Genomic DNA, 18,820 nt, shown 5'->3' on the forward strand with positions numbered 1-18,820 from the left:
GATTACGGTCTTCGCCGCATACCGGTTCCGCTATCGGGTGCGGTGCTGTGGAGACCGGGGCCTCTAGCTCAGTTGGTAGAGCATCGGACTTTTAATCCGTGGGTCGTGGGTTCGAGTCCCACGGGGCCCACCACGGCGGCGTCGTTCAACCCACCGACGTATCTGGCTATACACGCCCGTCTCCGTTCCTCCCTCCCACGGGCTGCTGCGGTCCCCTGGGTGGCGTGACTTGATTCCGTTCGGTCTCGTTACGGCTGGATGAAGATCTTGATCGTTTGGCGGCTCCGCTTTCACACCGCGATTACATCGGGTGATGAATGCCCTGCGATAAGATTGTCTAATGGCCCTGCTGGATGAGTATCGTGATGCCAGACGCGACGAGGATATTGCACGTCTGCGTCGAGTGGTCACGTTGCGCGTCGACAAGCGCGCCGGGACTCAGATATCGACCTCGCATCATATGGCGCCTGAAATCCAAACTCGGTGACGGCATCCGGCCGTGAGGCGGTACTGCTCTTCCTGCATGGCGAGCGTCACTGCAGCCCCCTTTGAGGAGGCTCAGGCGGAAATTCGCTCAGAAGCTCAGTGACTTTGTCCCGATTCCCGGCGCTTGTGCATTGCCTTCCACCCTCGGCTGCCTTCTTGAGTGGCAGGATCATTGTTAAACCCAGTGGGTAAACCGCACGCACGGATTGAAAGGGGATGGGGAACCAGGACCGTACTGCGGAGCCTGCGTCCTTGACTGCTGATGGCCTTGCTGCTGACCGGGATTGCACTCACCCTTGGTTATCTTGGGGTGGTTTTTGCCGTGTTGGCTGTCTATGCCCTGTCTGGTGCCCGACGGCGGAAGGCCCCCGAAGATGCCGGCGTCATCATGGTCCTCGGCGCACCCGTCTACAACGGCCAGGTGCTGCCGCTGCTGGCGACCCGGCTGGACGCGGCATTGAAACTCTACGGTGAAGCCACCACGGTCAACCTTCACTCCGTATCCGGTACCAAGCCGGTCCTTCTCGTCTCCGGCGGCAGGCCGACGTCGTCCTCTGCCGGTACTGAGGCTGCCGCGATGGCCCGATACTTGATTGAACGCGGGGTTCCCGAAGAGCGGGTGCTGCTCGAAGAGCAGTCCACCACGACCCGGGAGAACATCCGCTTCAGCCAGGAACTGGCAGCGTCCGCCAGTGCTGCGCCTGTTGTCGTCACCAGCGATTTCCATGTGCTCCGCTCTATCAGCATTTGCCGCCGTACGGGGTTTCCCGCCACCGTCGTGGGCGCCGTCTCGCCGCCCGGCGGGGTGCGTCGTTCAGTGCTGCGCGAATATGGTCTGCTGCTTGGCCAATGGTGGCCGTTGCACATTGTTGCGGCGGCTGCTGTCACCGTCGCACTGGCCGCGGTGGCCGCTCAGTAGTCCCGCCGGTAATCCGGTGCCCGCCGACCGCGGTCGCTGGCGGTCAGGATGACGGAGATGATCAGCCCCAGGGCCCCGAGGGCCAGCAGGATGTACCCGACCATGACGAGATTGACGAAGTCGACCACGTCCGTCACGGCGAAGGCGAGGATGGCTCCAATGGCCATCAGGGCAATTGATGAACCGATTCTCATGACCAGCAACTCCTAAGGTCGACGGCGCACGCCGCTGTGCGACGCGTCGTTGGCGAACACTACCAGCCTATCGCGACAGCCCGGCGGCCGCCGGGCGGGTGGCCTCGGCGGCCCGGGGCGTGATTTAGAGTTAAAGGGCAGACCAACGAGGGCAGGAGGGGTCGATGCCAAAGTCCAAAAGCGTCCGGCCGGCCATGAAGATCGCTGCCGAGGCCGCCTTTGACAAGCACGGTAAACCCAAGCCTGGTTTGTACCGGATGATGTACAACGCCGTCGAAGTGCAGCGCCCATTGGTGCTGGCAAACCTGCGGCGGCTGCGGCGGCGCTACCCGCACGCTTCGGCCGAACAGCTCGGTAAGAAACTCGAACGTGATTACCTGGCTTCGATTTCCGGCGGGGGAGCGGCGGTGGGCGCCACCGCCGTCGTACCCGGCATTGGCACCGTTGCCTCGCTGTCCCTTTCAGCTGCCGCCACTGTTGGTTTCCTCGAAGCCAGCGCGCTCTATGCGCAGTCTGTGGCGGAGCTGCACGGGGTCCGCGTCGAAGACCCGGAGCGTGCCCGGACTCTGGTGATGGCAATTCTGCTCGGCGAGGAGGGCACCGCCATGGTATCCGCCTTCGCGTCGCACGCCACCGGCCGGTCAGGTACGGTGATGTCGCAGTGGGGGCCGATGGTGGGCGAACGGCTGCCGAAAGGCGTGGTCAAGAGCATCGGCAGCATGATCCGCAGGAAGTTCATGCGCAACCTGTTGGCCAAGCAAGGTTCCGCGCTGCTCGGCCGGGCGGTTCCGTTTGGCATTGGCGCCGCAGTCGGCGGCGCCGGGAACCTGATGATGGGTCGCTCGGTGATTGCTTCGACGCGCGAAGCCTTCGGACGTCCTCCCGAAACCATTCCCGGGGAGCTGTTGGAGGATACCTCTACTGCCCTGCCGGCTCCTCCGGCACCCGGAGCGGACGCAGCTTCGCCCACAACAGGAACAGCAGGCCGGCGGCGATCAGGCCGATCCCGGACCACAGATTGAGGTTTACACCCTCGGCCTTCTGCAGGTCGGCGTCGCTGGTGAAGAACAGTCCCATCACCAGCAGGATCAGGCCATAGAAGCCAATCAACATTCCGATGATGGATCGAATATCCAAGGCACCGGCGCGTTTGGACGGCTTCTGGCCGCGCGTACTGACGTTCGGTGGCGGGTCTTCTTGGTCCGGCATCTCAAAATCTCCTCATTAACATTATGCTCGTGCGTCCTTATGCGAACACGATGTTCAGCACGATGATCAGCACCAGGGCAATGCCCGCCAGTAGGGGCGTTGACCGGTACCAGGCCGCGTTTTCTCCCACACGTTCCTCGGTGCGTTCGGCCTTGGGTGTCTGGGAATAGACCAGGCCGCGGAGCTCGGCGTCGGGTTTAGGCTCGGTAAACATCGTGACGATGACGCTTGCCACAATGTCGACGACGAACGCCGCGACAGCGCCAACGAAGGCCGCGCCCTGCCCGGGCAGGTCCAGCACGCCGACCTCGGCGAGAATGAACACCGTCACGGCGGACAAGGTGCCCAGCACCAGCCCCACCCAGCCGGCGGTCGGCGTCATCCGTTTCCAGAACATACCCAGAATGAAGGTTGCGAACAACGGCGCGTTGAAGAACGAGAACAGTTGCTGCAGGTAGTTCATCAGGTTCGAGTAGCCCGCGGCGAAGAACGCCGTGCCGATTGCGGCTACGGCGGCGCCCACGGTGGCCGCGCGGCCGACCTTCAGGTAGTAGTTATCCGGCCGGTTCTTGACGATGTAGGTCTGCCAGATGTCGTAGCTGAACACGGTGTTGAAGGAGCTGACGTTGGCAGCCATGCCCGCCATGAAGGAGGCCAGCAGGCCGGTGATGGCCAGGCCGAGCAGACCATTGGGCAGGATGTCCCTGATCAGCAGCAGGATGGCGTCGTTGTAGTCGATACTCCCGCCGGTCGAACCCCCTGATCCGCCCGCTGCCTTGTACTGGGCGAGCTCGCTGACCGAGACTGCGGCGATCATGCCGGGGACCACGACGATGAACGGGATGAAGATCTTGGGGAAGGCCCCAATGATCGGAGTGCGCCGGGCCGCGGACATATCCTTGGACGCCATGGCACGCTGGACTTCGACGAAGTTCGTGGTCCAGTAGCCGAAGGAGAGAACGAACCCGAGACCGAAGACGAGGCCGACTACGGACCAGAAGTCTGAGCTGAAGCCGGTGAGGTCGTTGCCGGGCCACACGCCGAGCTCTTCGGCCCCGCCGGGCCCGCTGCTGACCTTGTCGACCAGGCCTTGCCAGCCGCCCACATTGTTCAAACCGGCCAGCGTCAGCGGCAGCAGCGCGGCGACAATGACGAAGAACTGCAGCACTTCGTTGTAAACGGCGGCCGTCAGCCCGCCGAGGAAGGTGTACAGCAGCACAATCACTGCGGCCGCGACCAGCGAGACCCACAACGGCCACCCCAGCAGCACGTTCACGACGGTGCCGAGCAGGAACAGGTTCACGCCGGCGATGAGCAGCTGTGCAGCGGCGAAGCTGATGGCGTTCACCAGATGAGTGGTGGGGTTGAAACGCCTCAGCATGAACTCCGGCACGCTTCGCACCTTCGAACCGTAGTAGAACGGCATCATGACGACGCCGAGGAACAGCATCGCGGGCACGGCACCGATCCAGAAGTAATGCATGGTGGACATGCCGTACTGCGCGCCGTTGGCCGACATCCCCATGATTTCGATGGCGCCGAGGTTGGCTGAGATGAACGCCAAACCTGTCACCCAGGCCGGCAGCGAGCGCCCGGAGAGGAAGAAGTCGATACTTGAAGAGACCTGCCGGCGGGCGAGATACCCGATCGTCAGGACGACCGCGAAGTAACAGGCGATAATAAAGTAGTCCACTGGATTGGCATCCAGCCGTAGTATCTCCGAATCCACCAAACTCTCCTTCGAGGTCGCGGTAACCGGTGTGAATCATGGGACACAATACACCCGAGGGGGCGGAAGTGGCAGTGATTTTGTGATGGTGGTGGAGATTGGACACGGGAGGCGGCGACGATAGTATCTGCAACCATGCAGACGACGGCTGAGACGTTCGACGCCTACGGCCTCCTGCATTGGACAATGTTGGCAGTCACCGTCATCGGCGCTGTCCTGTTGGTCCGCTTCGGCAGGCGGCGCCGGGCAACGCCGAAGCCGGCAGTTGTGGCCCGGGCGATGGCGATACTGTTGCTGTCAGTAACACTCGGTTTCCAGGTCTATTGGCTGATGCCGCAGAACTTCGACCTGCAGCAGTCGCTGCCATTGCACCTGTCGGACATACTGCGGTTGGTGGCCGCCTACGCCTTGTGGACCCGGCGGCGCTGGGCCGTGGGCATCACCTATTACTGGGGGCTGACACTCAATCCGCAGGCCATGCTCACCCCGGACCTGAGTGCTCAAAGGCTGCCGGTGTTGGAGATGACGTCCTACTGGTCCCTGCACATCCTGGTGATGTGGGCGGTCATCTACTTGACGTGGGGGATGGGCCGATACCCGCGCTGGTCGGAGTACCGCTTTGCGCTGTTATTCACCGGCGTGTGGGCGGCGGTGGTGTTCGGCATCAACAGTGCAATTGGAACCAACTATGGGTACCTCAACGCGAAGCCGGGCGGCGCTTCCCTGTTGGACCTGATGGGGGAATGGCCGCTGTATCTGCTTGTTGCGTTGGTGCTCATCACGGTCGTTTGGGCCTTGATCACTTGGCCGTGGAGCTTGATTCACCGAAAGGTACCGTCCGCATCCCGTCGTATAAGTGGCGCGCTGTAGGAGGCGTACAGGCCTCACGACGACGCTGTTTAGGGTAGGTGGGCGAGCACATTGACGGTTGTGCCGCCTGGATCTTCCACGAAGAAGCGGCGGACACCCCATGGCTCATTGGTGAGTGGATAGACGACCCGCAGCCCCCGTTGCACGGCATCGTTGTGACACCTCGTCCACGTTGCCGGACTCCGCTGCCAGGGCACGGACAGCAGTCTCAGCGGCTGCGACGGCGGCGTGTGCGTCGCGCTCGCCTTGTTAAACCGGCTCATAGCCCGATTCTCCGCTTCGATACCCTGAATGGCCAGAGGGGTTTTTAAGTGCTTCCGGCCGGCAGTTTACCCAAACACCAGGTGCGCGATGGTGAATATCACCAGCCCGGCCAACGCGCCGACGATGGTGCCGTTGATCCGGATGAACTGCAGGTCCTTGCCCACCTGCAGTTCGATCTTCGACGAGGTCTCCTCCGCGTCCCAGCGTTCGACGGTTTCGCTGATCACTGCGGCGATGTCGTGGCGATAGGTGCGCACCAGGTAACCCGCGCCGTCGCCAATGAAGCCATTGACCTTGGCGGCGAGTTCGACGTCGTCGGCCAGTCGCCGCCCGAAATCCCGTATGGCGGCGGTGAATTTGATCCACAGTTCACTGTCCGGGTCGTCGACGGCGTCCAGCAGGGCGGTCTTGATGGTCAGCCAGGTCCGCGCCGCCAGGTCATGCACCCGCGGATCGTCCAGGACCTGATGCTTGATGTTTTCCGCCTGCGCGATCACCTTCGGGTCATGCTGCAGGTCTTCGGCCAGTCCCTTCAGGTAGTTATCCATCGACTGGCGGACTTCATGGTCGGGGTCCGCCTGCACCGCGAGCACAAAGTTATACATTTCGGTGTACACCTTGTCGCCGACCAGGCCATCCACGAAGCTTGGTACCCAGCCCGGAGCGCGGTCGGAGACCATGTGGGTGACGGCGTCGTAATTGTCCGCCACCCACTCCGCTGCCCGGTCCACCAGCAGGTCGACCAGCCGGTGATGGTGACCGTCCTCGAAGATTCTGGCGGCCATTCGTCCCACCGGCGGGCCCCAGGGCGGATCGAGCAGGTGCTTGCGGACCAGGGATTCGATCACGTCCTGGACCGCATCGTCGTCGAGGATGCGCATGGCGCCGCGGATGGCGGCGGCGCCTTCGGCGGCGACCCGGTCGGCGTTGGCCGGTTTGGCCAGCCAGCCGCCCACGGATTCGGCCACCCCGACGGTGGCCAGCTTGCCCCGGACCACGTCCTCGGACAGGAAATTGCTTTCCACGAAGTCGCCCAGGCTGGCGCCGATGGCGTCTTTGCGCCGTGGGATGATGGCGGTGTGCGGGATCTTCAGCCCCATCGGGTGCTTGAACAGGGCGGTCACGGCGAACCAGTCCGCTAGCGCGCCCACCATGCCGCCTTCGCTGGCCGCTCTGACGTATTGCAGCCACGGATACTCATCCTGCAGGGCGAAAGACACCAGGAAAATCAGCGCCATGGCCCCCAGTAACAAGGTGGCGAAGGACTTCATCCGGCGCAGCGCTGCGGCACGTTCGACGTCGGACGGCACTGACGCGGGCTGCGCGCCGTCGGGTCGGTGACCGGTGTGATGACCGGTCTTCGGTGGAGCAGTCATGGGCCCTCCAAACAGTGATGCACCGTATCCGCCAGTTAACCAGATGGCGTAATCTGCTTCTGACGTGAGTAGGTCCCTATCGGAGGAGGAGATGGTGCAGCCAGTTGTGTTTGCACACCGCGGAGCCAGCGGACGGTATGCCGAGCATACCCGGGCGGCCTACCTGCAAGCGCTCGCCGAAGCCACGGACGGGGTGGAATGCGACATCCACCTGAGTCGCGACCGCCAGCTGGTGCTGATTCACGACCACACCTTGGACCGGACGTCCAATGCGACGGGCCAGGTGGCTGATTACACACTCGATGAGCTGCGGCAGTTCGACTTCCACGGTTGGAAAAACTCCGACCTTCCGGCGGACTACGGATCAGCGGAGCAGCAGTTCCTGACCTTGCCGGAATTGATCGGCATCCTGCGCGAATACGGCAAGCCCATCAAGCTGGCGGTTGAATGCAAGCACCCGGACCCGTTCGGTGCGGCGCTGGAGGAAGAGTTGTTCGACCTGCTCGACGGCGAGGGCTGGGACGCTGCCACCTGCACCTTGGACAATATTTCGCTGAGCTTCATGAGCTTCGATCCCGCCGCAGTGGAACGGCTGCTGCAGCGGGTGCCGGCCCGGCTCGTCTGCCAGCTGCTCGAAGACATCAAGGTGGCCGCCGTCGCCGGAGCTGCGGGCGTTGACGACCCGGCGGGAACCGAGCAGATGGCTGCCGCCGAACAGTTCCTCGCTGACGGGCAAAGCAACCTGGACCGGCGGCGGGTGGGGATGGCCGGGCCGGGGGTCGAGTACATCGTCGAACACACCGAACAGGTCGAACGCTGGGTTGCCGCCGGACTGCGGTTCCGGGTCTGGACCGTCAACAGCGACGACGCGATCGACCTCTGCGCCCGGCTCGGCGTTGCCGAGGTGACCACCGACTGGCCCGCCCGCACGGCCGAGCGTTTCGCGCTGCGGTAGCCGCCCGCCTCGGAAGGACGGGATTACGATGGACGCATGGCATCACTGATCGAAGACTACGCACTGCTGACTGATCAGCACACCGCGCCGTTGATCTCCCGGAACGGCAGCATCGACTGGTTGTGCTTTCCCCGGTTCGACTCCCAGTCGGCCTTCGCCGCCCTGGTTGGCGACGAGGAGAACGGGCGCTGGTCATTGGCGGCCCGGGACGGCACGGTGACCCAGTGGGGCTACATCGATTCGACGTTTGTGCTGCAGTCAAAATGGGAGACCACCGGCGGCGCGGTGCGGGTCACCGATTTCATGCCGGTCGGGGACCGACGGGCGTCGATCGTGCGCAGAGTCGAAGGTCTCGAGGGTGAGGTCACCATGGACACCGAGCTGCGGATGCGATTCGACTACGGACTGGTGATGCCCTGGGTCAGGCGGCGGCAACTCGGCGGCGGCGAGGAGGCAATCGTTGCGATGGCCGGCCCGGATGCCATGGTGTTGCACGGCACTCATCTGCCGCACCCGGCGAACCACGTGCATTCAGGACACTTCGCCGTCGAAGCCGGACAGGTGGTGGATATGGAACTGACGTGGTTTCCGTCCCACCGGGACGTTCCACCACCGTCGGACGTTGACACCGCACTTCGCGAGACCACCGGCTTCTGGCAGCAGTGGGCATCCCATTTCACCCAGCAGGGACCGTACGCGGATGCAGTGAAACGGTCGCTGCTGGTGCTCAAGGCGTTGACGCACGAGGACACCGGCGGAATCGTGGCGGCCCCGACGACGTCGTTGCCTGAGGAGTTTGGCGGTGGCCGGAACTGGGACTACCGCTACTGCTGGCTCCGCGACGCGGCCCTGACCCTCGAGTCGATGTTGGTGCACGGTTACGAAGATGAGGTCTACCAATGGCGCAACTGGCTGTTGCGCGCCGTGGCCGGGGACCCCGAGGATCTGCAGATCATGTACGCGGTTGACGGCGCGCGGCATCTGCCGGAGCGGGAACTTGACCATCTGTCCGGGTACGAAAATTCCCGGCCCGTGCGGGTGGGCAATGGCGCCGTGGCGCAGTACCAGGGCGATGTCATAGGCGAAGTCATGGTGGCCCTGGAGAAGCTCCGCCATGCCGGGGTGACGGAGGACAACTTCTCCTGGCCGCTGCAACGGGCGATGCTGCAATACCTGGAGAACCACTTTGATGATAAAGACCACGGCATTTGGGAGATGCGGGGACCGAAGAATTACTTCACCCACTCGCGGGTGATGATGTGGGCCGCCCTGGACCGCGGCGTGCGTGCTGTACGCGACCACGGGCTCACCGGCCCGGCGGAGCGCTGGCAGCACCTGGCGGACCGGTTGCGCACGGAAATCATGGAGAAGGGTTTCAACAGGGAGCTCAATTCCTTCACCCAGACCTACGGTGAGCCTGAAACAGACGCATCGCTGCTGCAGATACCGCAGGTCGGTTTCCTCCCGTACGACGATCCGCACGTGCTCGGCACGGTCGCGCGGATCGAAGAGGAATTAAAGGATGAAGCGGGCCTGCTGCTGCGCTACCGCACCGAACACGGCGTGGATGGGCTGGAAGGCGGCGAGCACCCCTTCATGGCCTGCTCATTCTGGCTGGTGGAACAGTATGCGCGCAGCGGACGGGCCGATGACGCCACGAAACTGATGGATCAACTCGTTGGATACACCAATGAGACCGGGCTGCTCAGCGAGGAATATGCCACCAGCACGAGCCGGATGGCGGGCAATTACCCGCAAGCGTTCTCACACCTGACTCTGGTGCGCGCCGCGGATGCCTTGCACGGCGATCCGCAGGAACCGGTGGAGCCGTCGTGAACACCAGCCCGGGACGCTCGCCGTCGAACTCCACCGTCGCCCTGGCCGGATTGCTGACCGTCAGCGCCGTCAACCACTTTGCCACGCCGCACTTCTACTATGCCGTGGTGCCGCCGTCGATCACCACCGGATCAATGACCAGGAAGAACTGGGTCCATACCAGCGGTCTCATCGAGTTCGCAGGCGCGGCCGGACTGCTGCTGCCGCAGACGCGCCGGGCGGCGGCCATCTGCACGACTGTGATGTTTGCCGGTTTCACCGCCGGGCACATCACGGCCCTGCAGCGGGCGTGCGGCCCGAAAGGGTCGCGCAGGGCGCGGGTGGTCCACAGTCTGCGCCTGCCGCTGCAGGTGCCGCTGGTCGCCTGGGCCTGGAAGGCGCGGAACGGCTGAATGTCCTGGTTCACTTCGCCGGCCGTGCGGGTGGGGTTGTCCATCAGCATCGCCACCGGTCTCTACGGCCTGTCGTTCGGAGCACTTTCGGTGGCCGCCGGCCTCACCTTCTGGCAAACCATGGCATTGAGCCTGCTGTTGTTCAGCGGGGGGTCGCAATTCGCTTTCATCGGCGTGATCGGCGGCGGAGGCACCGGCGTCGCGGCGATGAGCGCGGCGACCCTGCTGGGAATCCGCAATGGCGTCTACGGCATGCAAATGAACGCGCTGGTCCGGCCGTCGGGACTGCGTAAAGCCATCGCCGCGCAGGTCACCATCGACGAATCCGCCGCCACGGCCAGTGGACAGCTGGACCATCAGGAGCAGCGCCGCGGTTTCTGGACTGCCGGGCTGGGGGTGTTCACCTTATGGAACATCTTCACGGCGGTCGGCGCGCTTGCCGGTGATGCCATGGGCGACCCCAGGCAATGGGGACTGGACGGGGCGGCTGTTGCGGCGTTCCTCGGTCTGTTATGGCCCCGGCTGCAGGCTAAGCAACCGGCCGCTATCGCCGTCGTCTGCGCCCTGATCACAGTGTTGACCATCCCGTTGCTGCCCTCCGGGGTGCCGATCCTGGTTGCCGCCGCGGTGGCCGGGGTTATCGGCTGGTTCAAGCACGATGCCGTTCCCGCCGGGATGGCCCCGGATGTTGAGCCGTACGAGGAGCCATACAGCGAGCACGACGTGGACCACTACGCCGCCGACCACAAGCGGCCTGATCACGCGACGCCTCACCGCAAGGGGACCGACCGCAAGGGGGACATATGAGCCTGTGGGGATGGGTGCTGATCGCCTGCGTGCTGTCGTTCGTGATCAAATTCGCCGGCTATCTGCTGCCGCGCAAGGCGATGGACAACCCCCGGATGTCGCGGGTGGCGGGGACACTGACCATTGGGTTGCTGGCCTCGCTGACGATGATGAATACGTTCGCCAGCGGGCAGGCGTTGGCCGTGGACGCCCGGATTGTGGCGCTCGCGGCGGCGGCCGTGGCGCTGTGGCTGCGCGCGCCGTTCCTGGTGGTGGTGATTGTGGGTGCTGCGGCGGCGGCGCTGACCCGGCTGGCCGGCTGGGGATAGGGTTGCCGGGAGCCGGGTTCCAGTGCCGGGTGCTCAGCAGCCCTGTGCGTGCACGACGGCGGCAGTCGCCTCGGCGATGGCCCGCTCCTCGTCGGTGGGAACCACAAGTACGGCCAACGCCGAATCCGGGGCGGAAATGACCCTGGCCGTATCCGCCTGCGCCCGGTTGGCGTCGTCGTCGAGCTTCACGCCCAACGGCGCCAGCCTGTGGGCGACTGCCTGGCGGAACTCCCACGAGTTTTCTCCAATTCCGGCGGTGAAGACGATGGCCTGGGCGCCTGAAACCGCCACGTGGTAGCCGCCGATGTATTTGGCCAGCCGGTAGGAGGCGATGTCGAGGGTTAACCGGGCACGGTCGTCGCCGGCCTCGACGATAGCGCGCATGTCATTACTTCCGAACAGTGCCGTGAGGCCGGATTCCCTGTTCAGCATCCGGTCCAGCTCGTCGGCCGTCCATCCGTCGCGTTGCAGGAAGAGCAGGATGGACGGGTCCAGATCCCCGGAACGGGTGCCCATCACCAGACCCTCCAGCGGGGTGAATCCCATGGAGGTATCAACGCTGCGGCCACCCTCGATAGCTGTAACGGATGCGCCATTGCCCAGATGGGCGACGACGGCGTTGAAGTCCTGCCGGGCAGTTCCCAGCAGCGTGGCGGCCTGGGCGGTGACATATTCGACCGAGGTGCCGTGGAAGCCGTAGCGGCGGATCCCGTAGTGCCGGTAGAAGTGGTTCGGGATGGCGTAGCGCCAGGAACGCTCGGGCAGCGTGCGATGGAAGGCTGTGTCGAAGACTGCCACTTGCGGCAGGTCGGGCCACGTGTCCTCGATGGCGCGGATGCCCAGCACATTGGCAGGATTGTGCAGCGGTGCAAGCGGGTTGAGGCGTTCGATGGCCCGGGTGATTTCGTTGCTGATCAACACCGGTTCACTGAACCGTTCGCCGCCGTGCACCACCCGGTGTCCGACGGCGTCGAGCTGCCGTCCGCTCATCGTTTCGTCCAGCTCGGCGTTGATGATTGCCAGGGCCTCGACGTGGTCGGTGACTTCGCCCTCGCCGATCCGTTCCACGATTCCCTCGGCGATGAGCGCCTCCGGACCGTCGGATGTACTGCTGCCGTCTCCGGCGGCGCCCCCGCCTGCCCCGTCTGCGCCGACTGCGCCGTCTGCGCCGACTGCGCTGCCGGTGCTCACGTGGCGGACCTGGTACTTAACGGACGACGAGCCGGAGTTCAGCACCAGAACGAGCATAACGCGGACCTCTTTCTAAGACTGGGCCTGGATGGCCGTGATCGCGACGGTGTTGACAATGTCGTCGACTGTGCAGCCGCGGGACAAGTCGTTAACCGGCTTGCGCAGTCCCTGCAGCACGGGTCCGACGGCGACCGCTCCGGAGGATTGCTGCACCGCCTTGTACGTGTTGTTGCCTGTATTCAGGTCGGGGAATATAAAGACTGTGGCCTGTCCGGCCACACTCGATTCGGGAAGCTTGGATTCGGCCACCGAGGCATTGACCGCGGCGTCGTACTGTATGGGGCCCTCCACCGGCAGTTCCGGACGCCGTTCGCGCAGCAGGTCGGTCGCGCGGCGCACTTCGCTCACTGATCCGCCGGAACCGGATGAGCCAGTGGAGTAGGAGAGCATGGCCACCCTTGGATCGACGCCGAACTCCGCTGCGGTGTCGGCCGAAGCGGAGGCAATATCGGCCAGTTGTTCCTCGTCCGGCTCCGGATTGACGGCGCAATCCCCATAGACCAGGACCCGGTCCTGCAACAGCATCAGGAACACCGAGGAAACGATCTTGACGTCCTCACGTGTCTTAATGAATTCGAGGGCCGGCCGGATCGTGTTGGCCGTGGTGTGCGCGGCTCCGGACACCATGCCGTCCGAATGCCCGAGATGGACCATCATGGTGCCGAAATATGCCCCCTCGGCCATTCTTTCGCGCGCGGTGGGCATATCGAGGCCCTTGTGCTCCCGCAGCCGGAAGTATTCGGTGGCGAACTCTTCCCGCAGGTCACTGGTTTCCGGGTCCACCAGGTTGATTCCCTGCAGTTCCACGCCTTCATTGGCGGCCAGCTCCCGCACCCGGCGTTCCGGTCCGAGGATGGTCAGCTCGCAGACGTCGCGGCGATACAGGATCTCCGCCGCCTGCAGGATCCGGGCATCCAGTCCCTCCGGCAGCACGATGTGCATCCGGTCGGCCCGTGCCCGGTCTACCAGACCGTGGAGGAAGCGCAGCGGCGTCATCCGTTCCGCCCTCGGCAGGGTCAACCGGTCGACAAGTTCCGCCTCATCCACCACGTTGGACCAGGCGCCCAGCGCGGCGGCGGTGCGGCGCGGCCGGTTTCCGGTGATTTCCCCGCGCACTTCGCTGACCAGCCGGGCGGTGGAATAGGTGTCGGCCGGGTGGGCCAGCACCGGGAACGGCGCCTCATCGAGCAGCGACGCGATATTCGGGTCAGGCTCGAGGCCGCCGGTGAGCACCACCCCGGCAGGCACAGGGAACTCGGCCGACAAGGCCGAGGCGAGCGTGGCCACCAGCACGTCCGCGCGGTCGCCCGGAACAATCACCAAGGCTCCTTCGCCCAATTCGGCCAGGAAGTTGCCCACATTCATCGCCGCCACCTTGGTGACGGCGATCTCCCGCTCCAGATTCCGGTTCCCGGCCACCTGCCGCAGTTGCAGCTGGTCGGCGACCTCCGCCATCGTCGGCCGTGATACCTCCGGAATTTCCTCCAGCACGTAGACCGGTCGCCTGGAGGCTCCGGGACGGACGGCCGCGGCAATCCGTCCCGATTCCCCGTCGTCGGCACGGTTGACCATCATGGCCAGCAGCGAACAGTTGGCGGCGGCGAGCTCGCGGCGGGCGACGTCGACGGCATCGGCCGCTTCTGCGGCGGTGAGCCCCGCGGCGCTGACCACCGCCAGCACGAGGCAGCCGAGATTGTTGGCCAGCCGCGCGTTCAGGTCGAACTCGACGGCGGCATCCTGCCCGGTCAGGCTGGTGCCCTCGACGATGACAATGTCGCATTCATCGGCGATCCGGCCATAGATCTCCACACAGGCGGTGTCGATTTCATCGCGCCGTCCGCTGGCCAGCAGGCTGCGTGCCTCGGCGGTTCCGAGTCCGGCCCGGCACCGTGATTGAGGCAGGTCGAACTGGTGGCCAATCATGGCGACGACCGGATCGGCCGAGGGGTCGTCGCCCTCGGAAATCGGGCGGAAGAAGCCGATTTTGTCGGCCCGCCGGTGCAGGGTGTCGGCCAGGCCAAGGCTGATCAGCGCCTCCCCGGACCCGGGTGTCATCGCACTGACATAGATTCCCTTGGCCACGTGCACCTCCTCTGGCTCCGCCGTCGGCGCGGTACCTGCACCCATCCTGCCAAACCCCCTGTTACGTGACCAGCGCCAGGGTTACGTGGCTGGTGTGAGGCCGTTTGTGCGCCGGTTATGCGCCACGTACCATTCATGAGGTTTTGTCGTGAGAGAAGGAGCAAACGTGGCTGAGTCTGTGACCACGCAGGAGGCCGGCGAAGAGAAGCCGAAGTGGCGGATTGTCGGTCCCGGCATCGTCGCGGCGGCCACCGGTGTCGGGGCCGGCGACCTGGTGGCGACCGCGCTGGCCGGCAGCCTGTACGGGTACGTGCTGCTGTGGGCGGCAGTGCTCGGCTGCATCTTCAAGATCATCCTGGTCGAAGGAACCGGCCGATGGTACCTGTCCACCGGCAAGACAATCTTCCAGGGCTGGCGCTCGCTGGGCATCTGGACCAGCTGGTACTTCGGCATCTACGTGGTGTTGTGGGGCTTCGTCTACGGTGCGTCCGGGATGGCGTCGGCGGCTTTGCCGTTGGCGGCGCTGTTCCCGGCCGTCCCGCTCAACGTGTTTGCCATCGCCTCGGGCCTGGTGGCACTGGTGCTGGTCTGGTTCGGCAAATATGGCGGACTGGAGAAGATCATGACGGTGCTGGTCGGGATCCTGTTCGTCTCCGTTGTCGGATCCGCCATCCTCGCGGTCCCCAACCTTGGCGGCATCATGTCCGGACTGGTTCCCAGGATTCCCGAAGGCTCCATGTTCTACGTGCTCGGCATCGCCGGCGGCGTCGGGGGAACCATCACCTTGGCGGCCTACGGTTACTGGCTCAAGGAGAAGGGCTGGAGCAAGCCGTCCTGGATGAGGGTGATGCGGATCGACAATTCCGTCGCCTACACGGTCACCGGGATCCTCGCGGTGGCGATGCTGATCGTCGGCGCCGAGCTGCTCTATTCGGCCAACATTGCGCTCTCCGAAGGCGGCGACGGGCTGATCGACCTGGCCGACGTCCTCGCCCAGCGATACGGCACCGTATGGTCGGTGATCTTCCTGGTCGGATTCTGGGCCGCTTCCTTCTCTTCCCTGATCGGGGTGTGGAACGGGGTGTCCCTGATGTTCGCTGACTTCGTGGTGAACTTCCGCAAGCACCCCAAGGATCTGTCAGCCGACAAGGCGCCCTCATCCGGAAGCAAGCAAGCCAGGGCGTACATGCTGTGGCTGACGTTCCCGCCGATGCTGCTGTTGCTGGCGGGAAAGCCCTTCGCCATCATTGTCGCCTACGGTGTCCTCGGGTCTTTGTTCATGCCCTTCCTGGCCGTGACACTGCTGTGGCTGTTGAACACCAAGCGGGTGCCAAAGCGGTGGCGCAACGGTCCGGTGAGCAACGTGCTGCTGTCGCTGGTGGCGTTGGTGTTCATCGTGCTCGGTGCCCAGGAGCTCTACAACCAGATCGCGGCGCTGTTCGCCTGACCCGCCTGTTCCGGGCTGTCCCTCCGGGGCGCGGGGGTTATCGGAACGGCGCCGGCATGGCAGACTAAAAGCATGCTTGTTGCCTTTTCAATTGCACCCTCCGGAAGTCCCCAACAAAGCGAAGCCGCGGATCAGACCGGCGACGGCGCTTCGGTCCACGATGCTGTCGCGGCAGCGGTGAAGATAGTCCGCGACTCCGGCCTGCCCAATCACACCAGCTCGATGTTCACTGAAGTCGAGGGGGAATGGGACGAGGTGATGGATGTCGTCAAGCGCGCCACAGAGGCCGTCGGGCAATACGGCAGCCGCGTCTCTTTGGTGCTTAAGGCGGACATTCGACCGGGTCACAACGGCGAAATCACCGGCAAGGTTCAGCGGATGGAAGCAGCCATCGATGGTGGCGACGGCGGGAGCGCACAGTGAAGGACCAGTGGAACGACGTCGACCGTTATCTCAAGGATACCGTCGTCGGGCCCGATGAAGCGCTGGAGCAGGCCATCGGGGCCACCACCGAAGCCGGGATGCCGGCCATTGAAGTAACGGCGGCCCAAGGCAAACTCCTGATGCTGCTGGCCCGCATCCGCGGAGCCAGGAAGGTGCTCGAAATCGGTACGCTCGGCGGTTTCAGCACCATCTGGTTGGCGCGGGGGATGGACGACGACGGCCGCGTGATCAGCTGCGAGTACGAACCCCGTCACGCCGAGGTGGCGCAGCGGAACCTGGAGCGTGCCGGCGTATCCGCCAAGGTCGATATCCGCGTCGGCGCAGCGCTGGACACGTTGGACGGGTTGAAGGACGAGGCGCCGTTCGACCTGTTCTTTATCGACGCGGACAAGGCGAACAATCCCAAGTATCTCGAGTGGGCGGTGAAGCTCTCCCGGCCGGGCAGCGTGATTGTGCTGGACAACGTGGTCCGCGGCGGCAGCGTGCGCGACGGCGCCGTGGCCGAAGGGACCGGTGCCAGCGGAGGCACCGTCGAAGACGAGGATATCCGAGGTACCCGCGAGGCGCTGGAGTTGCTGGGCAGCCACCCGAACCTCGATTCCACGGCCATTCAGACCGTGGGGGCGAAGGGCTGGGACGGGTTCGCCCTCGCCGTCGTGGTTTAAGTAGCCTCAATGCCGCACAGAGCTATGAACACCGCCGGTTTCACCATCCGCCGGGCCGTCCCGGCCGACGCCGGCGCATATGCCCGCACCCACGTGCAGGCGTTGGGAGAAACCTACGCCCACCTGATGCCTGAAGAATTCCATCGTGATTACCAGGGACGGCTTGATGAGCTGACCGCCCGGCACGCCGGCCGGCTCGAAGCGGAAAACAGTGACGACGACGCCGGCAGCAGCTGGATCGGCCTCGATGAGGCGGGCGCCGTCGTCGGATTTGCCGCGGCCGGGCCGCACCGCGACGCCGAATGGCAGCAGGGAGTCCCGCAGTCCTCCATAGAACTGGAACTTCACCATCTCTACACCTTGGTTCCCGCCCACGGATCCGGGCTGGGGCAACGACTGCTGGATGCCGCCATCGGCCACGAGCCGGCGTTCTTGTGGATCCTCAACGACAACCCGCGGGCGGAACGGTTCTACCGGCGCAACGGCTTCGCCCCGGATGGTTACTCCCTGCTGTGCGGGCGCAGCTGGTACCACAAACCGATGTTCCGGTTGGAGCGGCGCTGATGGCGGGCCGGAACACGCAGCAACCGGCAGACGGGTTCTACCCGATTGACACCGGTACGGCGGAGTTGATCTCGGATGGCGACCGTCCGGGCAGCTGGCTGCTGAAGGTCAACGGGGTGCAGAGCTCCCATGTGGACCAGGATGATCCGTTGCGCCTCGACTTCGAGTACATGCGGTGGATGGTTGCCCTGATCGAGTCGCATTGGGATCCGGACACCTCGCGTCGGGGTCCGGACGCCAAGTTCCGTGCCCTGCATCTGGGCGGCGGTGCCTGCTCCGTGGCACGGTATCTGGCGGCCGCCTACCCCAACTCCCGCCAGGTTGTGGTCGAAATTGACGGCCGCCTCGCCGAATTGGTGCGTTCCTGGTTCGACATTCCCCGCGCGCCGCTGGTGAAGATCCGGGTGGGGGAAGCCCGCGAAGTGCTGGAGTCGCTCACCGACGGGAGCCGCAACCTGATTATCCGCGACGTATTCGCCGGCCCCTACACGCCTGACGAGCTGACCACCGTCGAGTTCACCGAGCACGCGCAAAGGGTGCTAACCTCCGGCGGGATGTATATGGTCAACTGCGGCGATGCCCCGAATCTGTCCCGGGCCAAGCAGGAAATGGCCACCATCGGTTCAGTGTTCGCCCACACGGTCATCGTGGCCGACCCTCCGATGCTCAAGGGGCGCCGGTACGGCAACGTGATCATCGCCGGCAGCGACGTGCCGATCGGCGACGACCCGAAACTGGCCCGCCGGCTCCTCGGCGGCGGGGTGCCCGCGCAGCTGTGGGACGACGCGCGGGTGCGCCAGTTCAGCGCCGGGGCCGCCGTGCTGCGCGACGAAGACGGGGACGAAAGCGGGGACGAAGGGTTGAGCGGGCCGCGGACATCGCAGCACAGGAAGCCGCCGAGGTACAGGAAGCCACTGAGGTAGCACCTTCGCCCCGAGATAGCCCCCTGCAACGGGCTACCTGACGGGCGCGGCGCTACCTCGGGGTGGGTGAGGGGGTGCGGGCTACCTCGGCGTCAACGG

The 18,820-nt window shown here is 64.7% G+C and carries 21 protein-coding genes and 1 tRNA gene; 15 read left to right on the forward strand and 7 right to left on the reverse strand.

Features of this window, described 5'->3' with window-relative positions; all coding sequences use genetic code 11:
* The first annotated feature begins 57 nt into the window (after positions 1–57).
* From H535_RS0119690 to H535_RS26835, 3 genes are all read left to right on the forward strand, one after another.
* A tRNA-Lys gene (locus H535_RS0119690) sits at positions 58–133 on the forward strand.
* A 207-nt stretch (positions 134–340) separates the two neighbouring features.
* Complete coding sequence (locus H535_RS29195) at positions 341–487, forward strand: hypothetical protein (RefSeq protein ID WP_155838793.1); 147 nt, start codon at positions 341–343, stop codon at positions 485–487.
* A gap of 261 nt (positions 488–748) precedes the next feature.
* Positions 749–1,405 (forward strand): YdcF family protein, encoded by a 657-nt coding sequence (locus H535_RS26835; protein WP_051299578.1) that lies wholly within the window; start codon positions 749–751, stop codon positions 1,403–1,405.
* On the opposite strand, the gene H535_RS26840 is transcribed toward H535_RS26835, so the two are convergent.
* The gene (locus H535_RS26840) at positions 1,399–1,599 is read right to left on the reverse strand and encodes a DUF6458 family protein (protein ID WP_035770267.1); all 201 of its coding nucleotides are present in this window, start codon (positions 1,597–1,599) and stop codon (positions 1,399–1,401) included. The genes H535_RS26835 and H535_RS26840 overlap by 7 nt on opposite strands.
* A gap of 164 nt (positions 1,600–1,763) precedes the next feature.
* On the opposite strand from H535_RS26840, the gene H535_RS26845 reads away from it, so the two are divergent.
* Entirely contained in the window at positions 1,764–2,621 is an 858-nt protein-coding gene (locus H535_RS26845; protein ID WP_035770269.1) for a hypothetical protein, read from the forward strand.
* Here H535_RS26845 and H535_RS28695 read toward each other — a convergent pair.
* Entirely contained in the window at positions 2,518–2,808 is a 291-nt protein-coding gene (locus tag H535_RS28695; protein ID WP_155838794.1) for a hypothetical protein, read from the reverse strand. The two genes, H535_RS26845 and H535_RS28695, sit on opposite strands and share 104 nt — an antisense overlap.
* Positions 2,809–2,845: 37 nt before the next feature.
* Positions 2,846–4,540, reverse strand: a complete 1,695-nt coding sequence (locus H535_RS0119710) for a sodium:solute symporter family protein (protein ID WP_026820897.1) — start codon at positions 4,538–4,540, stop codon at positions 2,846–2,848.
* Positions 4,541–4,672: 132 nt separating this feature from the next.
* On the opposite strand from H535_RS0119710, the gene H535_RS26850 reads away from it, so the two are divergent.
* Positions 4,673–5,407: a YwaF family protein gene (locus H535_RS26850; protein WP_035770270.1), complete on the forward strand. Its 735-nt coding sequence runs from the start codon at positions 4,673–4,675 to the stop codon at positions 5,405–5,407.
* Positions 5,408–5,436: 29 nt separating this feature from the next.
* On the opposite strand, the gene H535_RS29700 is transcribed toward H535_RS26850, so the two are convergent.
* Both H535_RS29700 and H535_RS0119720 read right to left on the reverse strand, forming a co-directional pair.
* Positions 5,437–5,670: a VOC family protein gene (locus tag H535_RS29700; protein ID WP_211236641.1), complete on the reverse strand. Its 234-nt coding sequence runs from the start codon at positions 5,668–5,670 to the stop codon at positions 5,437–5,439.
* Positions 5,671–5,736: 66 nt separating this feature from the next.
* Positions 5,737–6,942 carry a DUF445 domain-containing protein gene (locus H535_RS0119720; RefSeq protein ID WP_026820898.1) on the reverse strand — a complete coding sequence of 402 codons (1,206 nt, stop codon included), beginning with the start codon at positions 6,940–6,942 and terminating at the stop codon, positions 5,737–5,739.
* A 196-nt stretch (positions 6,943–7,138) separates the two neighbouring features.
* On the opposite strand from H535_RS0119720, the gene H535_RS0119725 reads away from it, so the two are divergent.
* From H535_RS0119725 to H535_RS0119745, 5 genes are read left to right on the forward strand one after another with little or no spacing between them, the layout of a single operon-like run.
* Complete coding sequence (locus tag H535_RS0119725; RefSeq protein ID WP_026820899.1) at positions 7,139–8,002, forward strand: glycerophosphodiester phosphodiesterase; 864 nt, start codon at positions 7,139–7,141, stop codon at positions 8,000–8,002.
* 36 nt (positions 8,003–8,038) lie between these two features.
* Positions 8,039–9,838 carry a glycoside hydrolase family 15 protein gene (locus H535_RS26855; protein WP_035770272.1) on the forward strand — a complete coding sequence of 600 codons (1,800 nt, stop codon included), beginning with the start codon at positions 8,039–8,041 and terminating at the stop codon, positions 9,836–9,838.
* Positions 9,835–10,230 (forward strand): DoxX family protein, encoded by a 396-nt coding sequence (locus H535_RS0119735; protein WP_026820900.1) that lies wholly within the window; start codon positions 9,835–9,837, stop codon positions 10,228–10,230. The genes H535_RS26855 and H535_RS0119735 overlap by 4 nt, the downstream gene beginning before the upstream one ends.
* Positions 10,231–11,037, forward strand: a complete 807-nt coding sequence (locus tag H535_RS26860; RefSeq protein ID WP_051299580.1) for an AzlC family ABC transporter permease — start codon at positions 10,231–10,233, stop codon at positions 11,035–11,037.
* Positions 11,034–11,345 carry an AzlD domain-containing protein gene (locus H535_RS0119745; protein WP_026820901.1) on the forward strand — a complete coding sequence of 104 codons (312 nt, stop codon included), beginning with the start codon at positions 11,034–11,036 and terminating at the stop codon, positions 11,343–11,345. The genes H535_RS26860 and H535_RS0119745 overlap by 4 nt, the downstream gene beginning before the upstream one ends.
* A 33-nt stretch (positions 11,346–11,378) precedes the next feature.
* Here the strand turns inward: H535_RS0119745 and H535_RS0119750 are convergent, their stop codons facing one another.
* Positions 11,379–12,593 carry an acetate/propionate family kinase gene (locus tag H535_RS0119750; RefSeq protein WP_026820902.1) on the reverse strand — a complete coding sequence of 405 codons (1,215 nt, stop codon included), beginning with the start codon at positions 12,591–12,593 and terminating at the stop codon, positions 11,379–11,381.
* 15 nt (positions 12,594–12,608) lie between these two features.
* Positions 12,609–14,678, reverse strand: coding sequence for a phosphate acetyltransferase (gene pta / locus H535_RS0119755; RefSeq protein ID WP_026820903.1), 2,070 nt, complete (start codon positions 14,676–14,678; stop codon positions 12,609–12,611).
* A 166-nt stretch (positions 14,679–14,844) separates the two neighbouring features.
* Between pta and H535_RS0119760 the strand changes: the two genes are divergently transcribed.
* The 5 genes from H535_RS0119760 (at position 14,845) to H535_RS26870 (ending at position 18,721) form a co-directional block, all read left to right on the forward strand.
* Positions 14,845–16,125 (forward strand): Nramp family divalent metal transporter, encoded by a 1,281-nt coding sequence (locus H535_RS0119760; RefSeq protein WP_051299581.1) that lies wholly within the window; start codon positions 14,845–14,847, stop codon positions 16,123–16,125.
* A gap of 72 nt (positions 16,126–16,197) precedes the next feature.
* Positions 16,198–16,548: a thiamine-binding protein gene (locus tag H535_RS0119765; protein ID WP_026820905.1), complete on the forward strand. Its 351-nt coding sequence runs from the start codon at positions 16,198–16,200 to the stop codon at positions 16,546–16,548.
* The gene (locus H535_RS0119770; protein WP_026820906.1) at positions 16,545–17,234 is read left to right on the forward strand and encodes an O-methyltransferase; all 690 of its coding nucleotides are present in this window, start codon (positions 16,545–16,547) and stop codon (positions 17,232–17,234) included. The genes H535_RS0119765 and H535_RS0119770 overlap by 4 nt, the downstream gene beginning before the upstream one ends.
* A 9-nt stretch (positions 17,235–17,243) precedes the next feature.
* Positions 17,244–17,798, forward strand: a complete 555-nt coding sequence (locus H535_RS26865; RefSeq protein WP_081416834.1) for a GNAT family N-acetyltransferase — start codon at positions 17,244–17,246, stop codon at positions 17,796–17,798.
* Entirely contained in the window at positions 17,798–18,721 is a 924-nt protein-coding gene (locus H535_RS26870) for a spermidine synthase (RefSeq protein ID WP_169728276.1), read from the forward strand. Before H535_RS26865 ends, H535_RS26870 begins: the two co-directional genes overlap by 1 nt.
* Positions 18,722–18,820: the final 99 nt, after the last annotated feature.

The organism is Arthrobacter castelli DSM 16402 (assembly GCF_000430705.1).
GTDB classification, from domain to species: domain Bacteria; phylum Actinomycetota; class Actinomycetes; order Actinomycetales; family Micrococcaceae; genus Arthrobacter_C; species Arthrobacter_C castelli.

Excerpts from the sequence above, each read along its gene's own strand:
- H535_RS0119720 (WP_026820898.1), bottom strand. The coding sequence starts at position 6,942 with ATGAAGTCCTTCGCCACCTTGTTACTGGGGGCCATGGCGCTGATTTTC.
- H535_RS26855 (WP_035770272.1), top strand. The coding sequence starts at position 8,039 with ATGGCATCACTGATCGAAGACTACGCACTGCTGACTGATCAGCACACC.
- H535_RS0119745 (WP_026820901.1), top strand. The coding sequence starts at position 11,034 with ATGAGCCTGTGGGGATGGGTGCTGATCGCCTGCGTGCTGTCGTTCGTG.
- H535_RS26845 (WP_035770269.1), top strand. The coding sequence starts at position 1,764 with ATGCCAAAGTCCAAAAGCGTCCGGCCGGCCATGAAGATCGCTGCCGAG.
- H535_RS26850 (WP_035770270.1), top strand. The coding sequence starts at position 4,673 with ATGCAGACGACGGCTGAGACGTTCGACGCCTACGGCCTCCTGCATTGG.
- H535_RS26860 (WP_051299580.1), top strand. The coding sequence starts at position 10,231 with ATGTCCTGGTTCACTTCGCCGGCCGTGCGGGTGGGGTTGTCCATCAGC.
- H535_RS28695 (WP_155838794.1), bottom strand. The coding sequence starts at position 2,808 with ATGCCGGACCAAGAAGACCCGCCACCGAACGTCAGTACGCGCGGCCAG.
- H535_RS0119725 (WP_026820899.1), top strand. The coding sequence starts at position 7,139 with ATGGTGCAGCCAGTTGTGTTTGCACACCGCGGAGCCAGCGGACGGTAT.
- H535_RS26840 (WP_035770267.1), bottom strand. The coding sequence starts at position 1,599 with ATGAGAATCGGTTCATCAATTGCCCTGATGGCCATTGGAGCCATCCTC.
- H535_RS29195 (WP_155838793.1), top strand. The coding sequence starts at position 341 with ATGGCCCTGCTGGATGAGTATCGTGATGCCAGACGCGACGAGGATATT.
- H535_RS26870 (WP_169728276.1), top strand. The coding sequence starts at position 17,798 with ATGGCGGGCCGGAACACGCAGCAACCGGCAGACGGGTTCTACCCGATT.
- H535_RS0119765 (WP_026820905.1), top strand. The coding sequence starts at position 16,198 with ATGCTTGTTGCCTTTTCAATTGCACCCTCCGGAAGTCCCCAACAAAGC.
- H535_RS29700 (WP_211236641.1), bottom strand. The coding sequence starts at position 5,670 with ATGAGCCGGTTTAACAAGGCGAGCGCGACGCACACGCCGCCGTCGCAG.
- H535_RS26835 (WP_051299578.1), top strand. The coding sequence starts at position 749 with ATGGCCTTGCTGCTGACCGGGATTGCACTCACCCTTGGTTATCTTGGG.
- H535_RS0119750 (WP_026820902.1), bottom strand. The coding sequence starts at position 12,593 with ATGCTCGTTCTGGTGCTGAACTCCGGCTCGTCGTCCGTTAAGTACCAG.
- H535_RS26865 (WP_081416834.1), top strand. The coding sequence starts at position 17,244 with ATGCCGCACAGAGCTATGAACACCGCCGGTTTCACCATCCGCCGGGCC.